This is a genomic window from Pararobbsia alpina, from assembly GCF_965118125.1.
Classification (GTDB): domain Bacteria; phylum Pseudomonadota; class Gammaproteobacteria; order Burkholderiales; family Burkholderiaceae; genus Pararobbsia; species Pararobbsia alpina_A.
Genome location: NZ_OZ221287.1, coordinates 2935794 through 2954916, shown reverse-complemented (window position 1 = coordinate 2954916; position 19123 = coordinate 2935794). Strand labels below are relative to the sequence as shown.

At 62.3% G+C, this 19123-nt stretch carries 11 protein-coding genes; 4 read left to right on the top strand and 7 right to left on the bottom strand.

Features of this window, described 5'->3' with window-relative positions; genetic code table 11:
* The first annotated feature begins 50 nt into the window (after positions 1-50).
* From ACMFWR_RS12830 to ACMFWR_RS12820, 3 genes are all read left to right on the top strand, one after another.
* Positions 51-998 (top strand): LysR substrate-binding domain-containing protein, encoded by a 948-nt coding sequence (locus ACMFWR_RS12830; RefSeq protein ID WP_413192030.1) that lies wholly within the window; start codon positions 51-53, stop codon positions 996-998.
* Positions 999-1220: 222 nt separating this feature from the next.
* Positions 1221-3518 (top strand): FUSC family protein, encoded by a 2298-nt coding sequence (locus ACMFWR_RS12825; protein ID WP_413192029.1) that lies wholly within the window; start codon positions 1221-1223, stop codon positions 3516-3518.
* The gene (locus ACMFWR_RS12820) at positions 3511-5016 is read left to right on the top strand and encodes a succinate CoA transferase (protein ID WP_413194881.1); all 1506 of its coding nucleotides are present in this window, start codon (positions 3511-3513) and stop codon (positions 5014-5016) included. Before ACMFWR_RS12825 ends, ACMFWR_RS12820 begins: the two co-directional genes overlap by 8 nt.
* Before the next feature lie 131 nt (positions 5017-5147).
* On the opposite strand, the gene ACMFWR_RS12815 is transcribed toward ACMFWR_RS12820, so the two are convergent.
* The 3 genes from ACMFWR_RS12815 to ACMFWR_RS12805 all read right to left on the bottom strand — a co-directional run bounded on the left by ACMFWR_RS12815 (position 5148) and on the right by ACMFWR_RS12805 (position 9699).
* Positions 5148-5510, bottom strand: a complete 363-nt coding sequence (locus ACMFWR_RS12815) for a BON domain-containing protein (RefSeq protein WP_413192028.1) — start codon at positions 5508-5510, stop codon at positions 5148-5150.
* Positions 5511-5706: 196 nt separating this feature from the next.
* A complete protein-coding gene (locus ACMFWR_RS12810; protein WP_413192027.1) occupies positions 5707-6861 on the bottom strand; it encodes a porin in 1155 nt (384 codons plus the stop codon).
* Positions 6862-7467: 606 nt separating this feature from the next.
* Positions 7468-9699, bottom strand: coding sequence for a TonB-dependent siderophore receptor (locus tag ACMFWR_RS12805; protein WP_413194880.1), 2232 nt, complete (start codon positions 9697-9699; stop codon positions 7468-7470).
* A gap of 458 nt (positions 9700-10157) precedes the next feature.
* Here ACMFWR_RS12805 and ACMFWR_RS12800 point away from each other — a divergent pair, with 458 nt between their 5' ends.
* Positions 10158-12623 (top strand): phosphoketolase, encoded by a 2466-nt coding sequence (locus tag ACMFWR_RS12800; RefSeq protein ID WP_413192026.1) that lies wholly within the window; start codon positions 10158-10160, stop codon positions 12621-12623.
* Between the two features lie 67 nt (positions 12624-12690).
* On the opposite strand, the gene ACMFWR_RS12795 is transcribed toward ACMFWR_RS12800, so the two are convergent.
* The 4 genes from ACMFWR_RS12795 to ACMFWR_RS12780 form a co-directional block, all read right to left on the bottom strand.
* Complete coding sequence (locus ACMFWR_RS12795; protein ID WP_413192025.1) at positions 12691-13179, bottom strand: PRC-barrel domain-containing protein; 489 nt, start codon at positions 13177-13179, stop codon at positions 12691-12693.
* A 116-nt stretch (positions 13180-13295) separates the two neighbouring features.
* A complete protein-coding gene (locus ACMFWR_RS12790; RefSeq protein WP_413192024.1) occupies positions 13296-14906 on the bottom strand; it encodes an FMN-binding glutamate synthase family protein in 1611 nt (536 codons plus the stop codon).
* Positions 14907-15184: 278 nt separating this feature from the next.
* Positions 15185-17302 carry a catalase HPII gene (gene katE, locus ACMFWR_RS12785; protein ID WP_413192023.1) on the bottom strand — a complete coding sequence of 706 codons (2118 nt, stop codon included), beginning with the start codon at positions 17300-17302 and terminating at the stop codon, positions 15185-15187.
* A gap of 122 nt (positions 17303-17424) precedes the next feature.
* Complete coding sequence (locus ACMFWR_RS12780; RefSeq protein ID WP_413192022.1) at positions 17425-18909, bottom strand: PLP-dependent aminotransferase family protein; 1485 nt, start codon at positions 18907-18909, stop codon at positions 17425-17427.
* Positions 18910-19123: the final 214 nt, after the last annotated feature.

The following is a 19123-nucleotide window of genomic DNA, read 5'->3' as shown; positions in this document are numbered from 1 at the left end:
GCACGCCGATTAGCGTGCGAATCATTTCCATTCTTGAATCCGAGTCGTCAATGGATACGTTGCAAAGCATGCGCTTGTTCACCAAGGTCGTGCAGGAAGGCAGTTTCACGAATGCGGCCCAGCATGCCGAACTCACGACGGCGTATGTGTCGCGCGCCGTCTCGTCGCTCGAGGCCCATCTCCGCACCCGGCTGCTGCACCGGACGACGCGTCGCATTTCATTGACGCCTGCCGGCGAGCGTTTCTTCGCGCGCTGTTGCCGGATCCTGCCCGAGATCGATGTGGCCGAGGCGGAGGCGCGCGATACGAGCCATGAGGTCAGCGGCACGCTGCGTATTCATGCGCCATCGGGCATCGGTGCGCACTACCTGGTGCCGTCGATTGCGCGCTATCGCAAGCTGTATCCGGATGTGGAAGTCGAGCTCACGTTGTCGCATCACGCGCCCGATATCCTGCGTGAAGGCTTCGACCTCGCGGTCGTGTTGTCGACCGGCTTGCCGGACTCAGGCATGGTGTCGCACCGGCTGGGTTCGACCTACAGCATCGCGTGCGCATCGCCCGAGTATCTGCGGGACCGGCCGCCGGTTGTGACACCGACGGATCTCGAACAGCACGAGTGCCTGACGCTCGTGATCCCCACGCTCGGACCGGAGACCTGGAGCGCGGACGGCCCGACCGGAACCGAAGTGGTCGGCGTCAACGGCTCGTTTCGTGTCAACACGGCCGAGTCCATGATTGCCGCGCTCGAGGCGGGCATGGGGATCGGGCTGCTGCCGCTCTACACGGCGCTTGAGCCGCTGCGTTCTGGGCGGCTGCGTCGCGTGTTGCCGGCGCATCGCTTCCGCAAGATGAGCGTGTATCAGACCTATCTGAGCCGTCAGTTTGTCGACGCGACAGTGCGTAGCTGGGTTCAGCATGTGCGTGACGAACTCGAAGGCGCGTTCGAGCGCGACGAGCTTGTCCTTGAAGGGTTGACGCAGGTCGCTGATACGCAGTGAACACCACGCAGAAGCAGGACGCCTTAATCGCGGGCGGGCCATCCGCGGAGGGATGAAGCGTCGCGCCCTCGCAGTGAGCACGGTCCGGTTAACAATGTTTTGACTGATCGGCGGTCAATATTCGGCAGGGTGTCGGCGCACACTCATGCGTGTCGGTGGTGCGGTTGTAAAGCGTGTTTTCGTGCACGCCGGCACCCGTTTCCTTATCCGTCGTGATCCGTCATGAAAGCTCCTTGTGCGCCCGGCACCGCCGGCAAGCCATTTGCCGATCTGCGCAGCGCGCTGCGGCATGCCTGGGGTGACTGGCTCGAGTCCCATGGCGGCGTAGCGATCTTCCTGTTCAGAACGGTCATCGCAGCGTTGCTTGCGATGTGGCTCGCGATGGCGTTCGACCTGTCGCAACCGCGTACCGCGCTCGCGACCGTCTATGTGTTGATGCAGCCGCTAAACGGCTCAGTGCTCGCGAAAAGCGTGTGCCGGATCATCGGCACGCTCGCCGGAGCCGTTGCGGCAGTCGCGTTTGCAGCGGTATTCGGGCAAATGCCTGAAGGCTATCTCGTGGCGCTGGCGCTCTGGATCGCGGTATGTACGGGCGCCGCGTCGAGGCATCGTGGCTTTCGCTGGTATGGCATCGCGCTGGCAGGGTACACGGCCGCGCTGATCGGCGCGCCCAACGTCATGCATCCCGAAGCAGTGTTCGACGCATCGCTGACGCGTACCGCCGAAGTCATGCTCGGCATCCTCTGCTCGGGCTTGGCCAGTGCGCTCGTGTTTCCGAAGCAGGCAAGCCACGCGCTGCGCGAGTCGATTCTCGATCGGCACACACAATTCATCCATCTCGTTGGCGATGCGCTTGCACAACGTATCGCGGTCACCGAACTCGAGTCTGCGCAGACGCACCTGATCGAGCAGGCCGTCGAATTCGAAGCGTCGCGCTTGCCGGCGGCTTTCGAAGACCCCGAGTTCCGTGCGCGACAAGGACGGCTTGCACGGCTCAATCTCGAACTCATGCGCGCGGCGACGCGCCTGCATGCATTGACGCGGCTGCTGGATCGAGTGCACACCGCAATCGACCCGTTTCTGATGGAGCTCGCTGCGATGCTCGACGAGCATGCGCGCGGTGTCGATGCATTGCGCAGGCATGACGCGCGCGCGCCATCGTTCGGCGAAGCGGAAGTGCCGCATATGGCCTCTCTGGTTTCGGGTCTTGCGCGCTTGCGCGACGCGCTGCCGGCGCGCGTGACGCGCGCACGTGCAGTGCTTCGGAACACGGGCTCCGAAGACCTCGTGCTCGACTTCGATACGGCTGCGGAATTGCTGTATCGCCTGACCGACGAGTTGATCGACTACGTGTCGACCTATGCGGCCCTGGGTCCGCGGCGGCACATCCGCGAACGTCATTCGCTTGAGCACGTGTTTCACACGCATTGGCGTGTCCTGCTCACGACAGGCTTGCGAAGCGGTGGGGTGGTGCTCGCGGTGGGTGCGTTCTGGATGGCCACGGATTGGCCGAGCGGGCCGTTGGCCATGATCGCCGCCGCTGTGACCGTCACGTTGTGCGCAAGTGTGCCGCATCCCGCGCGTTTTGCCTGGCAACTCTGCGCAGGGACTGCGCTAGCCGGTGTGGTGAGCTATGTATTCGTGACGCACGTGTACCCCGCAATCGACGGCTTCACACTGCTTGCGTGCGCGTTGTCCGTGCCGTTTGCGGTCGCGGCCTTGCTGACGAGCCGGCCATCGCTCGCAGGCTATGGCGTCGGTCTCGGGGTGTTCTTCTGCGTGCTCGCCGGCCCCGACAATGTCATTCAATACCAGCCTGAAGGGCTGATCAACGACGCGCTCGCCGCGTTTGCCGCGGTGGTGCTCAATGCGCTCGCGTTCGGTCTGGTGTTTCCGCCGCGCGGCCGTTGGACGGCTTCGCATATGCAAGCCGATCTCCGTGCGCAGGTCTCTCTGGCGAGCCGAGGTCGGCTACCGGGTCTCGAAGCCCGTTTCCACTCCGGCACGCGGGACCTGACAAGTCAACTGCGCCGCGCTTTGGCAGCCGATGCCACCGCGCACGGAATCGCGATGGCGTGGAGTCTCTCGGTGCTCGAAGTCGGTCACGCGATGATTCATGCGCGCATCGAACTCGAAGCGCTCTGCGAGGAAGAGGACAAGGACGAGGGTACGAGCAAGGGCAGGAGCGAGGGCAAGCGTGACATGCGCGTCGCGACGATGCTGCGCTCTGCGGTCGGTGTTCTGTTCGCGCAGATCGCATCGTTGTTCAGACATCCGGATGCCGACCGCTGGCAGGCCGCGTGCATCTATGCCGACGCGACGATCGCCACATTGCGCTCCGCGCTCGATACCGACTTGCACGATCGCGCCACGCGCCATCACGCTCGCAAGATCCTCAGCGAACTTCACTTTATTCGAACCGCGCTGCTCGATGCAAGCGCGCCCTGGCACAGGCATGCCGTTGTCCCGCACGACGGCGGCGCGCCTGCATCCACCCCACTGGAGAGACATGATGTATGAGGATCGAATTCGCCGCGCGTCGCTGCGCGCCAAGGTGACGACGGCCGAACACGCTGCCGCGTTGATCAAGGACCAGATGGTCGTGGGCATGAGCGGATTTACGCGGGCCGGCGATTGCAAAGCCGTACCGCTTGCACTGGCCGAGCGCGCCGAAGTCGAACCGGTACGCATCACGTTGATCACCGGCGCTTCGCTGGGGCACGGCACGGACCGCATCCTCGCCGAAGCGGGCGTCACAGCACGGCGTTTGCCGTTTCAGGTTGACAGTACCTTGCGTCAATCCATTAACGATGGTGGCGTGATGTTCATGGATCAGCACCTGTCGGAAACAGCGTCGCGCGTGCGCTCCGGACAGCATGGCCATCTCGACATCGCGTTGATCGAGGCGGCTGCAATCGCGGAAGACGGATCGATTGTGCCGACGACGTCCGTCGGCAACTCCGCGACGTTTGCGGCCGTCGCCGACAAGGTGATCATCGAGCTCAATCTCGCGATGCCCGTCGAGCTCGAGGGGCTGCACGACATTTTTCTGCCGGGCGAGCGGCCGGGAAGAGCGCCGATTCCTTTGACGCGCACGGAGCAGCGCATTGGCGCACCGCGCATCGCCGTCAACCCGGAGAAGATCGTGGCGATCGTGATCACGAATCTGTCCGACAGTTTTTCAACGGTGGGCGAGGCGACGGATGCCACACGAGCGATCGGCGAACATCTCGAGACGTTCTTTGCGCAAGAAGTGCGCACCGGGCGGATGCCTCCGTCCTTGCTACCCCTTCAGGCGGGTATCGGCTCGATCGCGAACGCGGTGCTGAACAGCCTCGCCACATCGCAGTTCGAACATCTGACGATGTACTCGGAAGTGTTGCAGGACAGCACGATCGACCTGATCGACAGCGGCAAGCTCGACTTTGCGTCTGCGTCGTCGATGACGCTGTCGGCGCGTCACTATCAGCGCGTGCTCGACAACATCGCTCACTACCGATCGAAGCTGGTGTTACGTCCGCAGGAAATCAGCAATCACCCGGAACTGATCGGTCGTCTTGGCGTCGTGGCCATCAACACGGCGCTCGAGTGCGATCTCTACGGCAACGTCAATTCGACGCACGTGGGTGGCACGCGAATGATGAATGGCATCGGTGGATCGGGAGACTTCGCGCGTCATGCGAGCCTGTCGATCTTTGTGACCGAGTCGATTGCGAAGGGTGGGGATATCTCGAGCATCGTGCCGATGGTCACGCACGTCGACCACACCGAACACGACGTCGACGTGATCGTGACCGAGCAGGGGCTGGCCGATCTGCGGGGATTGGCGCCAAGAGAACGCGCGTTGCGCGTGATCCACGAGTGCGCACATCCGCTGTATCGCGGCGTCTTGCTCGATTACTTCAAACACGCGTGTGCACGCGGCGGTCACACGCCACATCTGCTCGAACACGCGTTTGCCTTGCATATGCACCATCGTGCAACGGGCGCGATGCTCGCTGCGCGTGAGACGGCGTAGCGGGAGAACGACCGGCGCGTGGCGCCGGTCGCCAGTCGAGCGAACCGGAGACATGTGTCCGGGTTGCTGCGATCAGCCGGAGGTTCGCATGCGCAAAGGCTTGCGAGCCTCCGTGAGTGCCTGCGGCGTGCTTAGTTCTTTTGATAGAGCTGCACGTTGTTCTTCACTGACGTCACGCCGCTGACGCCTTGCGCGGCCTGGCCTGCGAGGTCGACCTGACCTTGCTCGGGCACCGTGCCGTTCAGCGTGACAACGCCGCTGCGTGCGAGAACCGTGATGTTGCTTGCGACGAGGCCCTTCGTGCTGTAGAGCGCCTTGCGGACAGCCTTCGCAAGGGTGCGGTTCGCAGCGCGGACCTGCTTCTTGCCCGCCTTGGCGGACGGAGCTGCCGGGGTCGAGGCGGCGGTGGCATCGGATGCCTGCGCATGCGCAGCGCCGATCGACAGCACGAGCAGGGACGCGCCGAGAGCGTGAACGATATGACGTGTTTTCATGGTGTGCGTTTGCGAGTGTGAGCAACGGGTACCCCGTCCCGTCACGGCGCAACAGGCGCCACGGCGTCGGGGATTAGGGACAGCATAGCGGGTCAGATACTATGTTGCAGTGCGGCGCGCGGTGTGTCGTAACGGATACGCCACACCGCGCGTCAGGTCAGGCAGGTTGCACCCGACCTCTTCATGCGAAGGATGCTTAGAAGCGGTGACGCATGCCGATCGTTGCGACGACCTGGTTGTCGGTCGACGATGCGCCGCCCGAACCATTGATGAACGCGACGTAGCCTTGACCGATGGCGTGCTGATAGATGCCTTCGATATAGACGTCGGTGCGCTTCGAGAACGCGTAGATGGCTTGCGCTTCGATCTGCGACCACTTCGGATCGTCGCCGCGCGGACCGTTGTTGTCGACGTGGCCGTCCGTGTAGACATAGGCCAGACCGAACGTGACAGCCGGCGTCAGGTTGTACTTGCCGTTCAATTCATAGTTGTTGAACGACACGTCGCCGTGTGCCGAGCCGAACGACGTCGAGTTCGTGAACTGCGAGTGCGTGTAGACGAAGCCCACGAGTGCCGGTCCGATCGCGTAGTTCGCAGCGCCGCCGAACGTGCGTTGCGTACCTGCGCCGATCACGAAGCCGCCCTGGCCGCTTGCGCTCGATTCAGCCGTATCGACTGCACCGCCCGTGTTCGTCGTGCTGTTCGAACCATTGATCTGCAAGTAGCCGGCTGCGACCTTCAACGGGCCCCAGTTGTAGCTTGCACCCGCGCTGTATGCACGATTGATCGCGAAGTCCGTGCTGTTCGAGAACGCGTACAAGCCACCGAACTTGAAGCCCGCATAGTCGACGCTCGTGTACTTGACCGAGTTGCTCATGCGCAACGAGTGGTTCAAGTTGTCGTTGTCGAACGGGTGGGCAAAGTCGGTATCGCCAAACGTGCCGGCCGTGGCCGACAGCGGTGCGACGAAGTCGACGAGCGAGTCGTATTGACGACCGAGCGTGAGGGCACCGTACTGCGTGCTGCTCAGACCGACAAACGCTTGACGGCCGAACAGACGGCTGTCCTGACCTTCCTTGCCGTTCTGAACGTTGAAGCCGTTTTCCAACACGAAGATCGCGCTCAGACCGCCGCCGAGATCTTCCGTGCCGCGCAAGCCGAAACGGCTGCCGTTGATGTTACCGCTCGTGGCCTGGAACAGGCCGCCGTGCGAAGTCGCGCTCTTGAACACGTTGTTCGTGTACGCGAAGCCCGCGTCGATCAAACCATACAGCGTGACCGAACTTTGAGCGTGTGCGGTCGTGGCGATGAGCGCGCCCGACGCAGCCAGCATGAGCGAATATTTTTTCATTGATCTCTCCGGGGTGTGTACCGGAGCGAAAGTCTAGAGAGAGCGTTTGACAGTTGCAGTGCGCATACTGGTTAACACTGTCTGCTTAGCGTGGCAGCAATACTTCACACTTGTGTCACAACTGCGGTGCGACAGGGCAGAGCGCGCGATAACCCCACGCAGAGCGTGGGCTAACGCGCCTTTTGCGACGTTGTTGCGGAGCGACAGGAAAGGGAAGTGTCAACGCATTGCCGATGCGGTTATCGGCGATATGTATGCGTGACAGTTACGTATCGGAGGCCCTTGCATATGCAACCACTTGAACGATTGCATTGAGCGCAGCGGACGCTATGGACGCAGCGGATACAACAAACGCAGGGGATGTGAAGCGCGTGATGAGTGTGATGAGTGTGACGGAGGTCACAGATCGGCGCGACGCGATTGATGCGGGCACAAAGGGTCGAATCCCGATTCGAGGCCCCACTTCGGTGAAGCGGAGCCTCGGGTTCGATCGACATCGGTGATCAAGGGCCTTCGTCGAAGCCCTCAATCCGTGCGCTCAACCGAAGACGCCAGTCAGGGGCAAGAATCAAACCCTGCAATCCTGCCCCCCAATCCAGCGCTCGATCAGAACCGATACGTGCCGGTGACCAGCACCGTGCGGCCGATACCCGGAACCGCGCGACCGCCGTCCGACGGAATCAGCGCGTCGTAGTAGTACTTGTTGGTCAGGTTCAGCAGGTTCACACGAATGTCGTATTTCGGCTGGCGATAGGCGATGGTCGCATCCCAACGCGTGTAGCCGCCCACTTCGACATAGTTCGTGTTCGCTGCATAACGCGACGACAGGTACGTCAGGCCGCCACCGATTTCCCAATGGCTGAACGGATCGTAAGTGGTCCACAGCGTGACGGTATTGCGCGGCGTGTTGGCCGGCGTATGGCCTTGCGTGCCGTCGCTTGCCTTGACGACGAGGCCGTCGAGGTAGGTATAACCGCCGTAGACCTGCCACTTATCGGTAATCTTGCCCGAGATGCCCGTCTGGAAGCCGTTGACTCGAATATCGCCCGTCAACGCATAGACACCTGTCTCGACCGCAGTACGCGAATTCGTCTGTTCGATCTGGAACAACGACGACGTGACCGACAGATTGCCGTCGAGCAGGTCCCATTTCGCACCGACTTCATACGAGCGGTTCTTTTCCGGAGCCAGATTCTGCTGGCCGGCGGTGACCGTCAGCGTTTCGAGCGACGGGTCGAACGACGTGCCATACGACGCGTAGTACGACTGCGTATCGGTCGGTTGCCAGATCACGCCGCCACGTACGCTCGTGAAGTCGTTGGTTTGCGAAGCGTAGGTCGGTGCGCTGATCGAGTTCGAAATCTCGGCCTGATAGTGGTCCCAGCGCACGCCGCCGACGACTTTCCAGTGCTCGCCGAGCGAGATGGTGTCGTTGGCATAAATGCCAAGGCTGTTGGCCCCCGCGTTGGCGTAATTGCCCGCGACCTCGGGTGACGTCGCCTGGTTCCACGCTGTGATCTGCGGATCGATGAGCGAGACGATCGGCAGATTGTTCCGCGTGTACGACTGGTTCGTGTAGTTGTCGTGCCCGATTTCAATACCGGTGATGAGCTCGTGCTTGATCCAGCCGGTGTTGAACTTCGAGATCAGGTCCGTCGTGTTGTACAGCGACGAGTCGGTGATCACGCGGTCATGCGACTGCAGCTTGATGTACAGGTCCGACAGCGGCAGGTTCGTGAAGTTGCCGTTGGTCAGGGCCGTGCTGGTGGGGAGCGGGCCGGTGAGCACGCTCTGCGCCGCCGTTTCGCGTGCGTCGACCGTGTAGTGCGAATACTGCAGCTGGTCGCGCAGCGTCACGCTGTCGTTGAAGTGGTGCGTGATGCGACCCGAGACGATTTCCGTGTCCTGAATGGTGCGGTCGGTCGACTGACCGTAGAACGTGCCCTTGTCGACCGGGGCCGGGTGACCGTTGATCGACTGCACGCCGTAATCGGGCTGGTCGTCGTTGTGCTGGATCAAGGCCGACAGCGTCACTTCGGTCGGCGTGCCGATGCCGAAGCGGACTTCCGGTGCAAAGCCGAAGTCCTTGTTCTTTTCCACGTCACGCGTCGAGCCCATGCTTTGACCAAACGCATTGATACGGAATGCGGACGTGTCCGACAATGGCCTGTCGAGATCGACCGTGGTCCGGTAGCGATCGTTGGAGCCGATGGTGCCCGAGACTTCCGAGACCGGCGTGAGCTGCGCCTGCTTGCTGACCTGATTGATCACGCCGCCTGTCGACCCGCGGCCGAACAGCATCGACGACGGGCCGTACAGCACTTCGATCGATTCCAGGTCGAAGGTGTCGCGATAGTACTGGCCGCGATCGCGGAAGCCGTCGAGGTAAATGTCCGTGCGTGCGGTAAAGCCGCGCAGGTTGACGTTGTTGCCGATCGTGCCGCCTTCGGCCGCACCGATGGTCACGCCGGGTGCATTGCGCAGCGCGTCCTGGAACGACGTCGCGCCTTGCGACTCGAGCAGCGAACGATTGATGACGGTGACCTGCTGCGGGATGTCGCGCAATGCCGTCGGCACCTTGGCGCCGACGGTCGACGTCTCGGCCTGGAAGGTCTGCGTGTCGCGGTCGCCCGTCACATTGACGGCGGGCAGCGTTTCTTCGGCAGGCTTTGCCGCGGACTTAGCGGGCTGCGCGGGTTGTGCCGATTGTGTCGATTGTGTCGATTGTGCGTCGGTGGCGTTCTGCGCGAGCAGGGCGGTGGCGGCTTGCGGACGCGACTGGGCAGCGTCGGGCGCGGATGTCGGCGCCGAGACTTGTGCGTAGGCGGTGCCGGCCATGGAAAGCGAGCCGGCGAACGTGGAAACGAGTGCGAGTGCGATAGGTTTTTTTGACAACTTCATAGCAGGACCGGTCCAGTCGGTGCGCAACGATGCGCGTAGCCACGCACGATCGATTCGTGCGGTAAGAAAGTGGCTGGCTGGCGGCACCCTGAGATGGCGCGCGGGTGCGCGTGGCTGGCTATGAAGTGCAGACGGGCTCGGTCGATCTGTATCCGCGCCTGCTACGGAACCAAACATTCAGTCACAAGACTGAATTCGAGACGCAATTTGGCCGCGGGCGGATTGTTACGAATGCGCCCGCCAATCGCAAGGCGCTGTAATGGAGTTGTAGGCTTTGAATTGTTACCAAAATTTACGCGCATGAATCTTTAGCGACATCGCTCGGTCAGGCCCGGTGCTTGCCTGCCTTGAGCGCTCGGGCCTGACGCGCCCGCGCCTAACCCAAGGAGTCCACGATGGAACACGCGAGTGCTTTGGCCCGAAAGGGTGCGCAACAGCCGGATTCGAACGGAAGCGGGGCCGGAGGAGGGCCGGAAAGCGGACCGGAAAGTGGACCCCTGAGCGCGGACGCGCTCTGGCGCATCGATGCGTTCTGGCGCGCGTGCAACTATCTGTGCGCGGGCATGTTGTATTTGCGTGCGAACCCGCTGCTCCGCGAACCGCTCAAGCCCGAGCATTTCAAGCGTCGTTTGCTCGGGCACTGGGGCTCCGATCCAGGCCAGTCGTTCGTCCTCACGCATCTCAGTCGCGCCATTCGCGAGCAAGACCTCGACGTCATGTTTATTTCCGGTCCGGGGCATGGCGCACCAGCGACGCTGGCCCATGCGTATCTCGAAGGCCACTACTCCGAAATCTACCCGGACCGCAGTCCCGACGAAGCGGGCATGCTCCGTTTTTTCCAGCAGTTTTCGTTTCCGGGCGGCATTGGCTCGCATTGCACCCCTGAGACACCGGGGTCGATCCATGAGGGCGGCGAGCTTGGCTACAGCTTGTCCCACGCGTTTGGTGCGGCATTCGACAATCCCGATCTGATCGTCGCTGCGATGGTGGGCGACGGCGAGGCCGAGACCGGACCGCTGGCGACGTCGTGGCATTCGAACAAATTCCTGAATCCGGTCCGCGATGGCGCCGTATTGCCGATCCTGCATTTGAACGGCTACAAGATCGCCAACCCCACGATTCTTGCGCGTATCCCGCGCGAAGAACTCATGGCGCTGATGACGGGCTACGGCTATGAAGCGCATGTTGTCGAGGGACACATCCCTGAGCGGATGCATCAGCAGATGGCGCGTACGCTGGACACGTGTATCGCGCGAATTCGCGAGATCCAGCGTCATGCGCGCTCGACGGGCGATACGACCCGTCCGCGCTGGCCCATGATCATCCTGCGCTCGCCCAAAGGCTGGACGGGCCCGGCCGAGGCCGACGGGCATCGCATCGAAGGTTCGTGGCGCGCGCATCAGGTGCCGGTGCTCGACCCTGCAACGAATAAAGCGCATTTGCGCATCGTCGAAGCCTGGATGCGCGGCTATGACCCCGGCGAATTGTTCGACGAACGCGGCCGATTGATCGAGACGCTGCGCGAGCTTGCACCGGTCGGCACGCGCCGTATCGCCGCGAATCCGCATGCGAACGGCGGCGCGCTGCGCCATCCGCTCGATATGCCGGCATTCGGTGACTACGCGTGCAAGGTCGATGCACCGGGCTCACGCTATACGAGCAACACCGAGATTCTTGCGACGTTCCTGCGCGACGTCATGAAGCGCAACATGACGCAGTTCCGCGTGTTCAGTCCCGACGAGGCATCGAGCAACAAACTCACGCCGATCTACGAAGCCTCGGCGAAGACATGGCTCGCCGAGCGCCTGCCCGAAGATGACGACGGCGGTGCGCTGTCGCCCGACGGACGCGTGATGGAGATGCTCAGCGAGCACACGCTCGAAGGCTGGCTCGAGGGCTACACGCTGACCGGACGACACGGCTTGCTTGCGACCTATGAGGCCTTCGTCCATGTCATCGATTCGATGTTCAATCAGCACGCGAAGTGGCTTGAAAAAGCGAAGAACGAACTCGGCTGGCGTGCGCCGATCCCATCGCTGAATCTGCTGATCACGTCGCTCGTCTGGCGTCAGGATCACAACGGATTCACGCATCAGGACCCCGGGTTTCTCGATGTCGTCGCCAACAAGACGCCGGATGTCGTGCGTATCTATCTGCCTCCCGATGCGAATTGCCTGCTGAGCGTCGCCGATCACTGTCTGCGTTCACGCGACTACGTCAACGTCATCGTGGCCGACAAGCAGCCGCACCTTCAATACCTCGACAAGGAGAGCGCAGCGACCCACTGCGCCAAGGGTATCGGCATCTGGGAATGGGCCTCGACCGACCGCGGCAAATCGCCCGACGTTGTCGTGGCGTGCGCCGGAGATATCCCGACCATGGAGGCACTAGCCGCTGTGGAAATCCTGCGGCAGTTCTTTCCCGAGCTCAAAATCCGATTCGTCAACGTCGTCGACCTGTTCCGCCTGATGCCTGAAACCGGTCATCCGCACGGACTCTCCGATCGCGATTTCGATTCGCTGTTTACGCAGGACAAGCCCGTGATCTTCAACTTCCATTCGTATCCGACGCTGATACATAAATTTATCTACAACCGCGCCAATCACGGCAATTTCCACGTTCATGGATATCGCGAGCAGGGCAGTATCAATACGCCGCTCGAACTCGCGATCATTAACCGGATCGATCGCTTCAGCGTGGCGATGGATGTGATCGACCGCACGCCGTCGCTACGCGAAACAGGGGCGCATGCAAAGGAATGGCTTAAAGACCAGATCGTGCGAAGCCTTGAATATGCCCATGCCGAGGGCATGGATCCGGAAGAGATCACCCAGTGGACATGGAGCCGCGGCGCGAAATAGGGCCGCGGCCTATGTCAGGGTTGCCTGAAATGGCGCGACGCCGCATCGGGGTCGCGCCATTCGTCACCTACAGAGGGGCACCGGGGCCGGTGTCGCCTGAAGCGCCAATGGTCCAGTAGGGTTCCGTCTCATAGTACTGATGCACGCCTGCGCTCCACGACGCGTCTGCCATCAGTGGCCAATGTTGTTTGTCGAAGCTCGGCGCTGCCTTGACGCGCTCGGCGCGAACCCCGATGAGAAAGCACTTGCGATCTGTATCAAGCGTGAGCGCAGACCATGGAATAGCGCGCAATTCGTCGCCGACGCCGAGAAAGCCGCCGCTGGACAGCACTGCATACGCGACCCGACCGCTTCGGACGTCAAGCATGATCTCCTTGATCGTGCCGACGTCGTGTCCATCCGAACTCAACACCGTGTTGCCTTCCAGTGTTGCACTAGTCATCAGATCGGGGCCGGGGCCCGCGCTCGTGGGCACGCGCGACCCCTTGCCGATAATGCCGGCATGCGAAGAAGAGCGAGTCGAAGCGTTGGGCGGAGCGTGAGAAGTCGTTGTCATGCTGATCTCCCTTTTTGAACGACAGAGTCGAAATCAAGGACACACCGGACGTCAGGAAATCGACGTCCTATGGTGTTGGATCAGCATCGGCCATGCCCGCATGGCGTGGGAGGGGATTACGCTACAGCGAGTTCGGCTCTCGGCGAGAACGTATGCGCGCTTGCAATCGGCCACCATTGCTCGTAAAGCCGGTAGCGGTAGTTGCCGTGAAGCAGGTCGCCGGGCTCAAGATATTTGAGCAGATCCGACAACAGTTGCACTTCGTGCGATGACACGCGCCGCACGATATGGTGCGAACGGAGTTCGGCCGGGTGACGCAGGCCCGCTGCCTGGATGATTTCCTTGAGGGCCTTGAGCGTGTTGTCGTGGAAGCTGTGCACCCGATCGGACTTATCTGCAGGCACAAGCGCGCGCTGACGCACGGGGTCCTGAGTCGCGACACCGGTCGGGCAGCGGCCCGAGTGGCAAGTTTGTGCCTGGATGCAGCCGACGGCGAACATAAAGCCGCGCGCGGAATTGACCCAATCGGCGCCGATGGCCAGCGTGCGTGCAATATCGAACGCGGTGATGATCTTGCCGCTCGCGCCGATGCGGATCTTTTCGCGCAGTCCCACGCCCACGAGCGTGTTGTGCACGAGCAGGAGGCCTTCCTGCAGCGGCACGCCGATGTGATCGGCAAATTCGAGCGGTGCGGCGCCTGTGCCGCCTTCCGCGCCGTCGACGACGATAAAGTCCGGCAGGATGCCTGTTTCAAGCATCGCTTTCGCAATGCCGAAGAATTCCCACGGGTGGCCAATACAGAGCTTGAAGCCAGTGGGTTTGCCGCCGGACAGGTTGCGCAGGCGGTCGACGAACTCGAGCAATTCGCACGGCGTCGAGAACGCCGAGTGCGACGCGGGCGAGACGCAGTCGCGGCCCATCGGCACACCGCGTGTCGCGGCGATTTCCGCCGTGATCTTTGCTGCGGGCAGCACACCACCGTGACCGGGCTTGGCGCCTTGCGACAGCTTGATCTCGATCATCTTGACCTGAGGCTCCGCGGCCTGACGCGTGAAAGCCTCGGCGTTGAACGTGCCATCGTCGTTGCGGCACCCGAAGTACCCTGAGCCGATTTCCCAGATGATGTCGCCACCGTGCTGCCGGTGGTACTTCGACATCGAACCCTCACCCGTGTCGTGCGCGAAGTTCCCTTTTTTCGCGCCGAGATTCAGCGCAAGGATCGCATTGGCCGACAACGCGCCAAAGCTCATCGCTGAGATATTGAAGATCGACATCGAGTACGGCTGCGCGCGCTGCGGGCCGACCACGATGCGGAAGTCCGCCGAGTCGAGATGCGTCGGCGCGATCGAGTGGCTCAGGAATTCGTGAGCGACTTCCTTGACGTCGAGTTCGGTGCCGTAGGGCCGGCTGTCGGGATCGTTCTTCGCGCGTTGATAGACGATGCTGCGTTGCGCGCGGGAGAAGGGTCGCTCCTCGGTGTCGCCTTCGACGAAGTACTGGCGGATTTCAGGTCGGATGAATTCGAACATGAAACGGAAATGGCCCCAGAGCGGGTAGTTGCGCAAGATGCTGTGCCGCGCCTGGATCAGGTCATAAATGCCGAGCAGGACAAACAGGGTGGGGATCAGCGGCCATGCCCATGCAATTCGGTGTGTTGCTGCGAGCGCAATGCATGCGGCGAGCGCAATAAGCGCACCCCAGAACGCCAGATAACGTCGATAGAACATGTGTGCTGTGCCGGTAAGGGCGCCTTGTGGGAGGGCGCAATTTTTTCTGTAGCGACACTAGCACAGGTTCAGAGCGGTATAAATGACGAGCAACGAAGTGTGTGTTGCGCGGCGGAACACGCCCGGCGGGTGTGACAAGCCGATGCCCTGAGCGGCCGGCTACCGCGCCGTCGCCGGCCCTCGACGTGCGTCCCGCGATACGTCGTCGGGGCCGGCGCCGCGCATCGATGCATCGGTGATGCATGTTGCGCGGCGTTCGCCGGAGCAAGCCCGCTGCGCTAGGCCGGCACGGTGGCAGCCACCGCGGCGCGCGACCACACGCGATGCTGCCCGGCCGCCTCGACGAATGCGTCGACCACGCGTTTGGCCTCGGCCGACGTTCCGACTGCGACGCCATCCGCATCCGGTGGAAGGTGGGCCGACGTGATGACGTCGACGCCGGCGCCGATCGCGCCGATGGCTTTGAGGTGCTTGAATGCCTCGAGCACGAAGTGGCGCGCATCGCCTGAACTGCTGAGCACCTTGGCGCTCTGCGCACCATCGGCGATAAAGATCGCGTCGAACATGATCGACGGCATGCCCGCAATGGTCGCCTCGGGGACGAGATCACCGATCGGTGCAAGCGTCGGCGCGATCAGCAACGGTGTCGCGCCCAGCGATCTGAGCGCACTCGCGATGGTATCGATCGACTTCGTGTCCGCGCCCGGCGCTGCCACGATGGCGACCTTGCGGGAGCGCACGCCCGGTACGACGCGATTGAGCAGACTCAGCGCGGGGGACTTGCCGGGTTTCGACGGTTTCGTGCCGTTGCCCGAAGGCGCGGGCAGGCCCAGACCTTGTGCGACTTCCCTGGCCAGACCGATATCGAAATGCGCGAGTATGTCGTTGACGACGCGCGCGCGGATCTCCTGCTTCGTGACTTTGCCGAGTTCGAACTGATAGGCCGCGGCGATATGCGCTTTCTCGACGTCGGACATGCTTTGATAGAACAGGGCGGCCTGAGAAAAGTGATCCGCAAACGACTCGCTTCGTACGCGGACCTTGGTGCCTTCGACGCGCTCGGGATAACTCGCGAAGCCGCCACCCGATGCGGCCGGCGCCGTTTCCTTCGGCCAGCCGCCGCTCGTCGAGTTGGGCTCGTACGAGGCCTGACCGACGTGGATCGTCTGACGATGCATGGCATCGCGTTGATTGTTGGCAACCGGGGCGAGCGGGCGATTGATCGGGATCTCGTGGAAGTTCGGTCCGCCGAGACGGCTGATCTGCGTATCGGTGTATGAGAAGAGCCGGCCTTGCAGCAGCGGATCGTTCGAGAAGTCGATGCCCGGCACGATATGCCCCGGATGGAAGGCGACTTGTTCGGTCTCGGCGAAGAAATTGTCGGGGTTTCGATTCAAGGTGAGCTTGCCGATGATTTTGACCGGAACCAGCTCCTCGGGCACGAGCTTCGTCGGATCGAGCAGGTCGAAATCGAACGCATGCTCGTCGGACTCTTCGATGATCTGCACGCCGAGTTCGAACTCGGGATAGTCGCCGCGTTCGATCGCTTCCCAAAGATCGCGCCGATGGAAGTCCGGGTCCTTGCCCGCGATCTTCTGTGCCTCATCCCAGAGCAGAGAATAGGAACCGATGACGGGTCGCCAGTGGAACTTGATAAAGCGACCCTTGCCCTGCGCATTGACGAAGCGGAAGGTGTGAATGCCGAAGCCTTCCATCGTGCGCAGGCTGCGCGGGATCGCGCGATCGGACATGGTCCACAGCACCATATGCGTCGCCTCCGGCACGAGCGAAACGAAGTCCCAGAACGTGTCGTGCGCAGAGCCGCCGGTGGGCATCTCGTTCGGGGCTTCGGGTTTGACCGCGTGCACGAAGTCGGGAAACTTGAACGCGTCCTGGATAAAGAACACGGGCATGTTGTTGCCGACGAGATCGAAATTGCCTTCGCTCGTATAGAACTTCACGGCAAATCCGCGCACGTCGCGCACGGTATCAGCGGAGCCCCGCGGGCCTTGCACCGTTGAAAAGCGCACGTACACAGGCGTTTTCGCGGCCGGGTCCTGCAGGAAGGCCGCCTTCGTGTACTCGGCCATCGACTCATACACTTCGAAGATGCCGTGCGCAGCCGAGCCTCGCGCATGGACGATCCGTTCGGGAATCCGCTCGTGGTCGAAGTGCGTGATTTTTTCACGCATGATGAAGTCTTCGAGCAAAGATGGCCCGCGCGCGCCTGCGCGCAGGGTATTTTGATTGTCGGCAATCCTGACGCCCTGGTTGGTCGTCAGCGCCTGATCTTGCGGATGCGAGCGTACGGTGTCGAGCGCCTGCTGCTTGGGGTCGGCGTTCGCTTTGCCTGCCTTGCCTGAATTACCTGAAGCGGGGGATTGCTTGCTTGCCATGGAGAAGCCTCACAGTCGAAGGGGCGCGCCGGAGAGATCCGGTTGCGCGATGACATGGAGGCGTCGAGCAAGGGGTGTTCCTTGAAGTTGCTTCAAGTTCCTTCACGTTACGTCACGTTGCTTCAGGCAGCAGTCTTCGTTGTCTGAGTCTGCATCGCCAATGCTTCGAACACGCGCGCGAGTGTGCCGAGCGCTTCATCGATCGCCTCGGTCGCCAGGCCCCCGTACCCGAATACAAAACCGCGTTCCGGTTTGTGATCCCGGTAAAAGATCGACAGGCCATAGAGGCCGACGGAATGCTCCGCGGCGGCTTCGATGATGTCGGCTTCGGATACGCCGGGCAGCACATTCGCGCGCAGGCGCGCGCTCAGATGCAGGCCCGCGGCGGGACAGATCGGTTCGAGCCATCGCGCGAGCGGTCCGCGCATATGGGCGACGACGACGTTGCGGCGCTGTTCATAGAGCCGGTGCATGCGGCGCAGATGCTTCGCGAATGCGCCGTCGAGCATGAACTTGGCAATGGCCGTCTGCATCATCGTGTTCGTATGCCAGTCGCTGATTTTCTTGGCCGTATCGAGCGCGGCTTGCAACGATGCAGGAGGTACGACATAGCCGACGCGAAGCTCCGGAAACATCGTCTTCGAGAACGTACCGACATAGGCGACGAGGCCCGCGCTGTCGAGACTCTTGAGCGACTCCATCGGACGTCCTTCGAAGCGGAACTCGCCGTCATAGTCGTCTTCGACGACGATGGCCTGATGCCGCCGCGCCCAGTCGAGCAGGGCCACGCGGCGTTCAAGGCTCATCGGCATGCCGAGCGGAAACTGGTGCGATGGGGTCACGTACACCAGGCGCGCATCGCGCGGCAGTTCATCGACGACGAGTCCTTGCGCATCGACTCGGACGCCGACCACACGCGCACCGAGTGCTTCGAGACACGCGCGCGCGGGCGGGTACCCCGGGTCTTCGACCGCAACGACGTCGCCGGGTTTGACGAGCACGCGTGCGAGCAGATCAAGCGCTTGCTGCGCACCGTGCGTCACGAACACGTCTTGCCATGTGCTCACGACCGAGCGGCTATAGGCGAGGTAGCGCGATATCGCGACGCGCAATTCCTGTTCGCCTGCCGGGCTCGCGTAGTCGGCGCGCCCGCGCATCTGCGCACGCAGCGCGTGATGGATGCTCCGGCGCCAGTGCTCGAACGGGAATTGCGACTTGTCGGTCATGCCGCCCGAAAAGTCGTATCGCTGCGAGCCGGCAGGGCGGGCCAGGGCCGGTGCCGAGAACGCGACTTTCATGTTCTGCCAGACGGGCAGCGGTGCGTTGCCGGGGGGAGCACCCGATGCCTCGGCGACCGACACTCGCGCAAGGCCATCGGCCACGAACGTGCCATCGCCCGGTCGCGTGCGCAAATAGCCTTCGGTGATCAGACGGTCAAAGACGTCGAGCGTCGTCTTGCGGGAGACGCCGAGCTGACGCGCGAGCTCGCGCGTTGAGGGAAGACGCATGCCGGCGGCCAGGCGGCCGTCGAGAATACCTTCGCGCAACTGGCGATAGATCTGGCCGGTCAGGTCTTGCCGGCCATGGATGTTGACGTGAATATCCATAAACGCTTGCCAAACTCGCCCTCGCGCAAGTGTGCGGGGCGGCGGGTCGGGCTCGCTCGGCGGCATCGTGCCGCCTGATTTCTTTCACGCTCGGGGTAAGTGCGTGGCGATTTCGACCCTTTAAGTCGTGGAGCTTATGTATCTTTGACCTGTCCGAAAATAACCAGTGTCGGTAAAAACGGGGTGACCAGTGCGCGCTGTCCCCATATCGGCG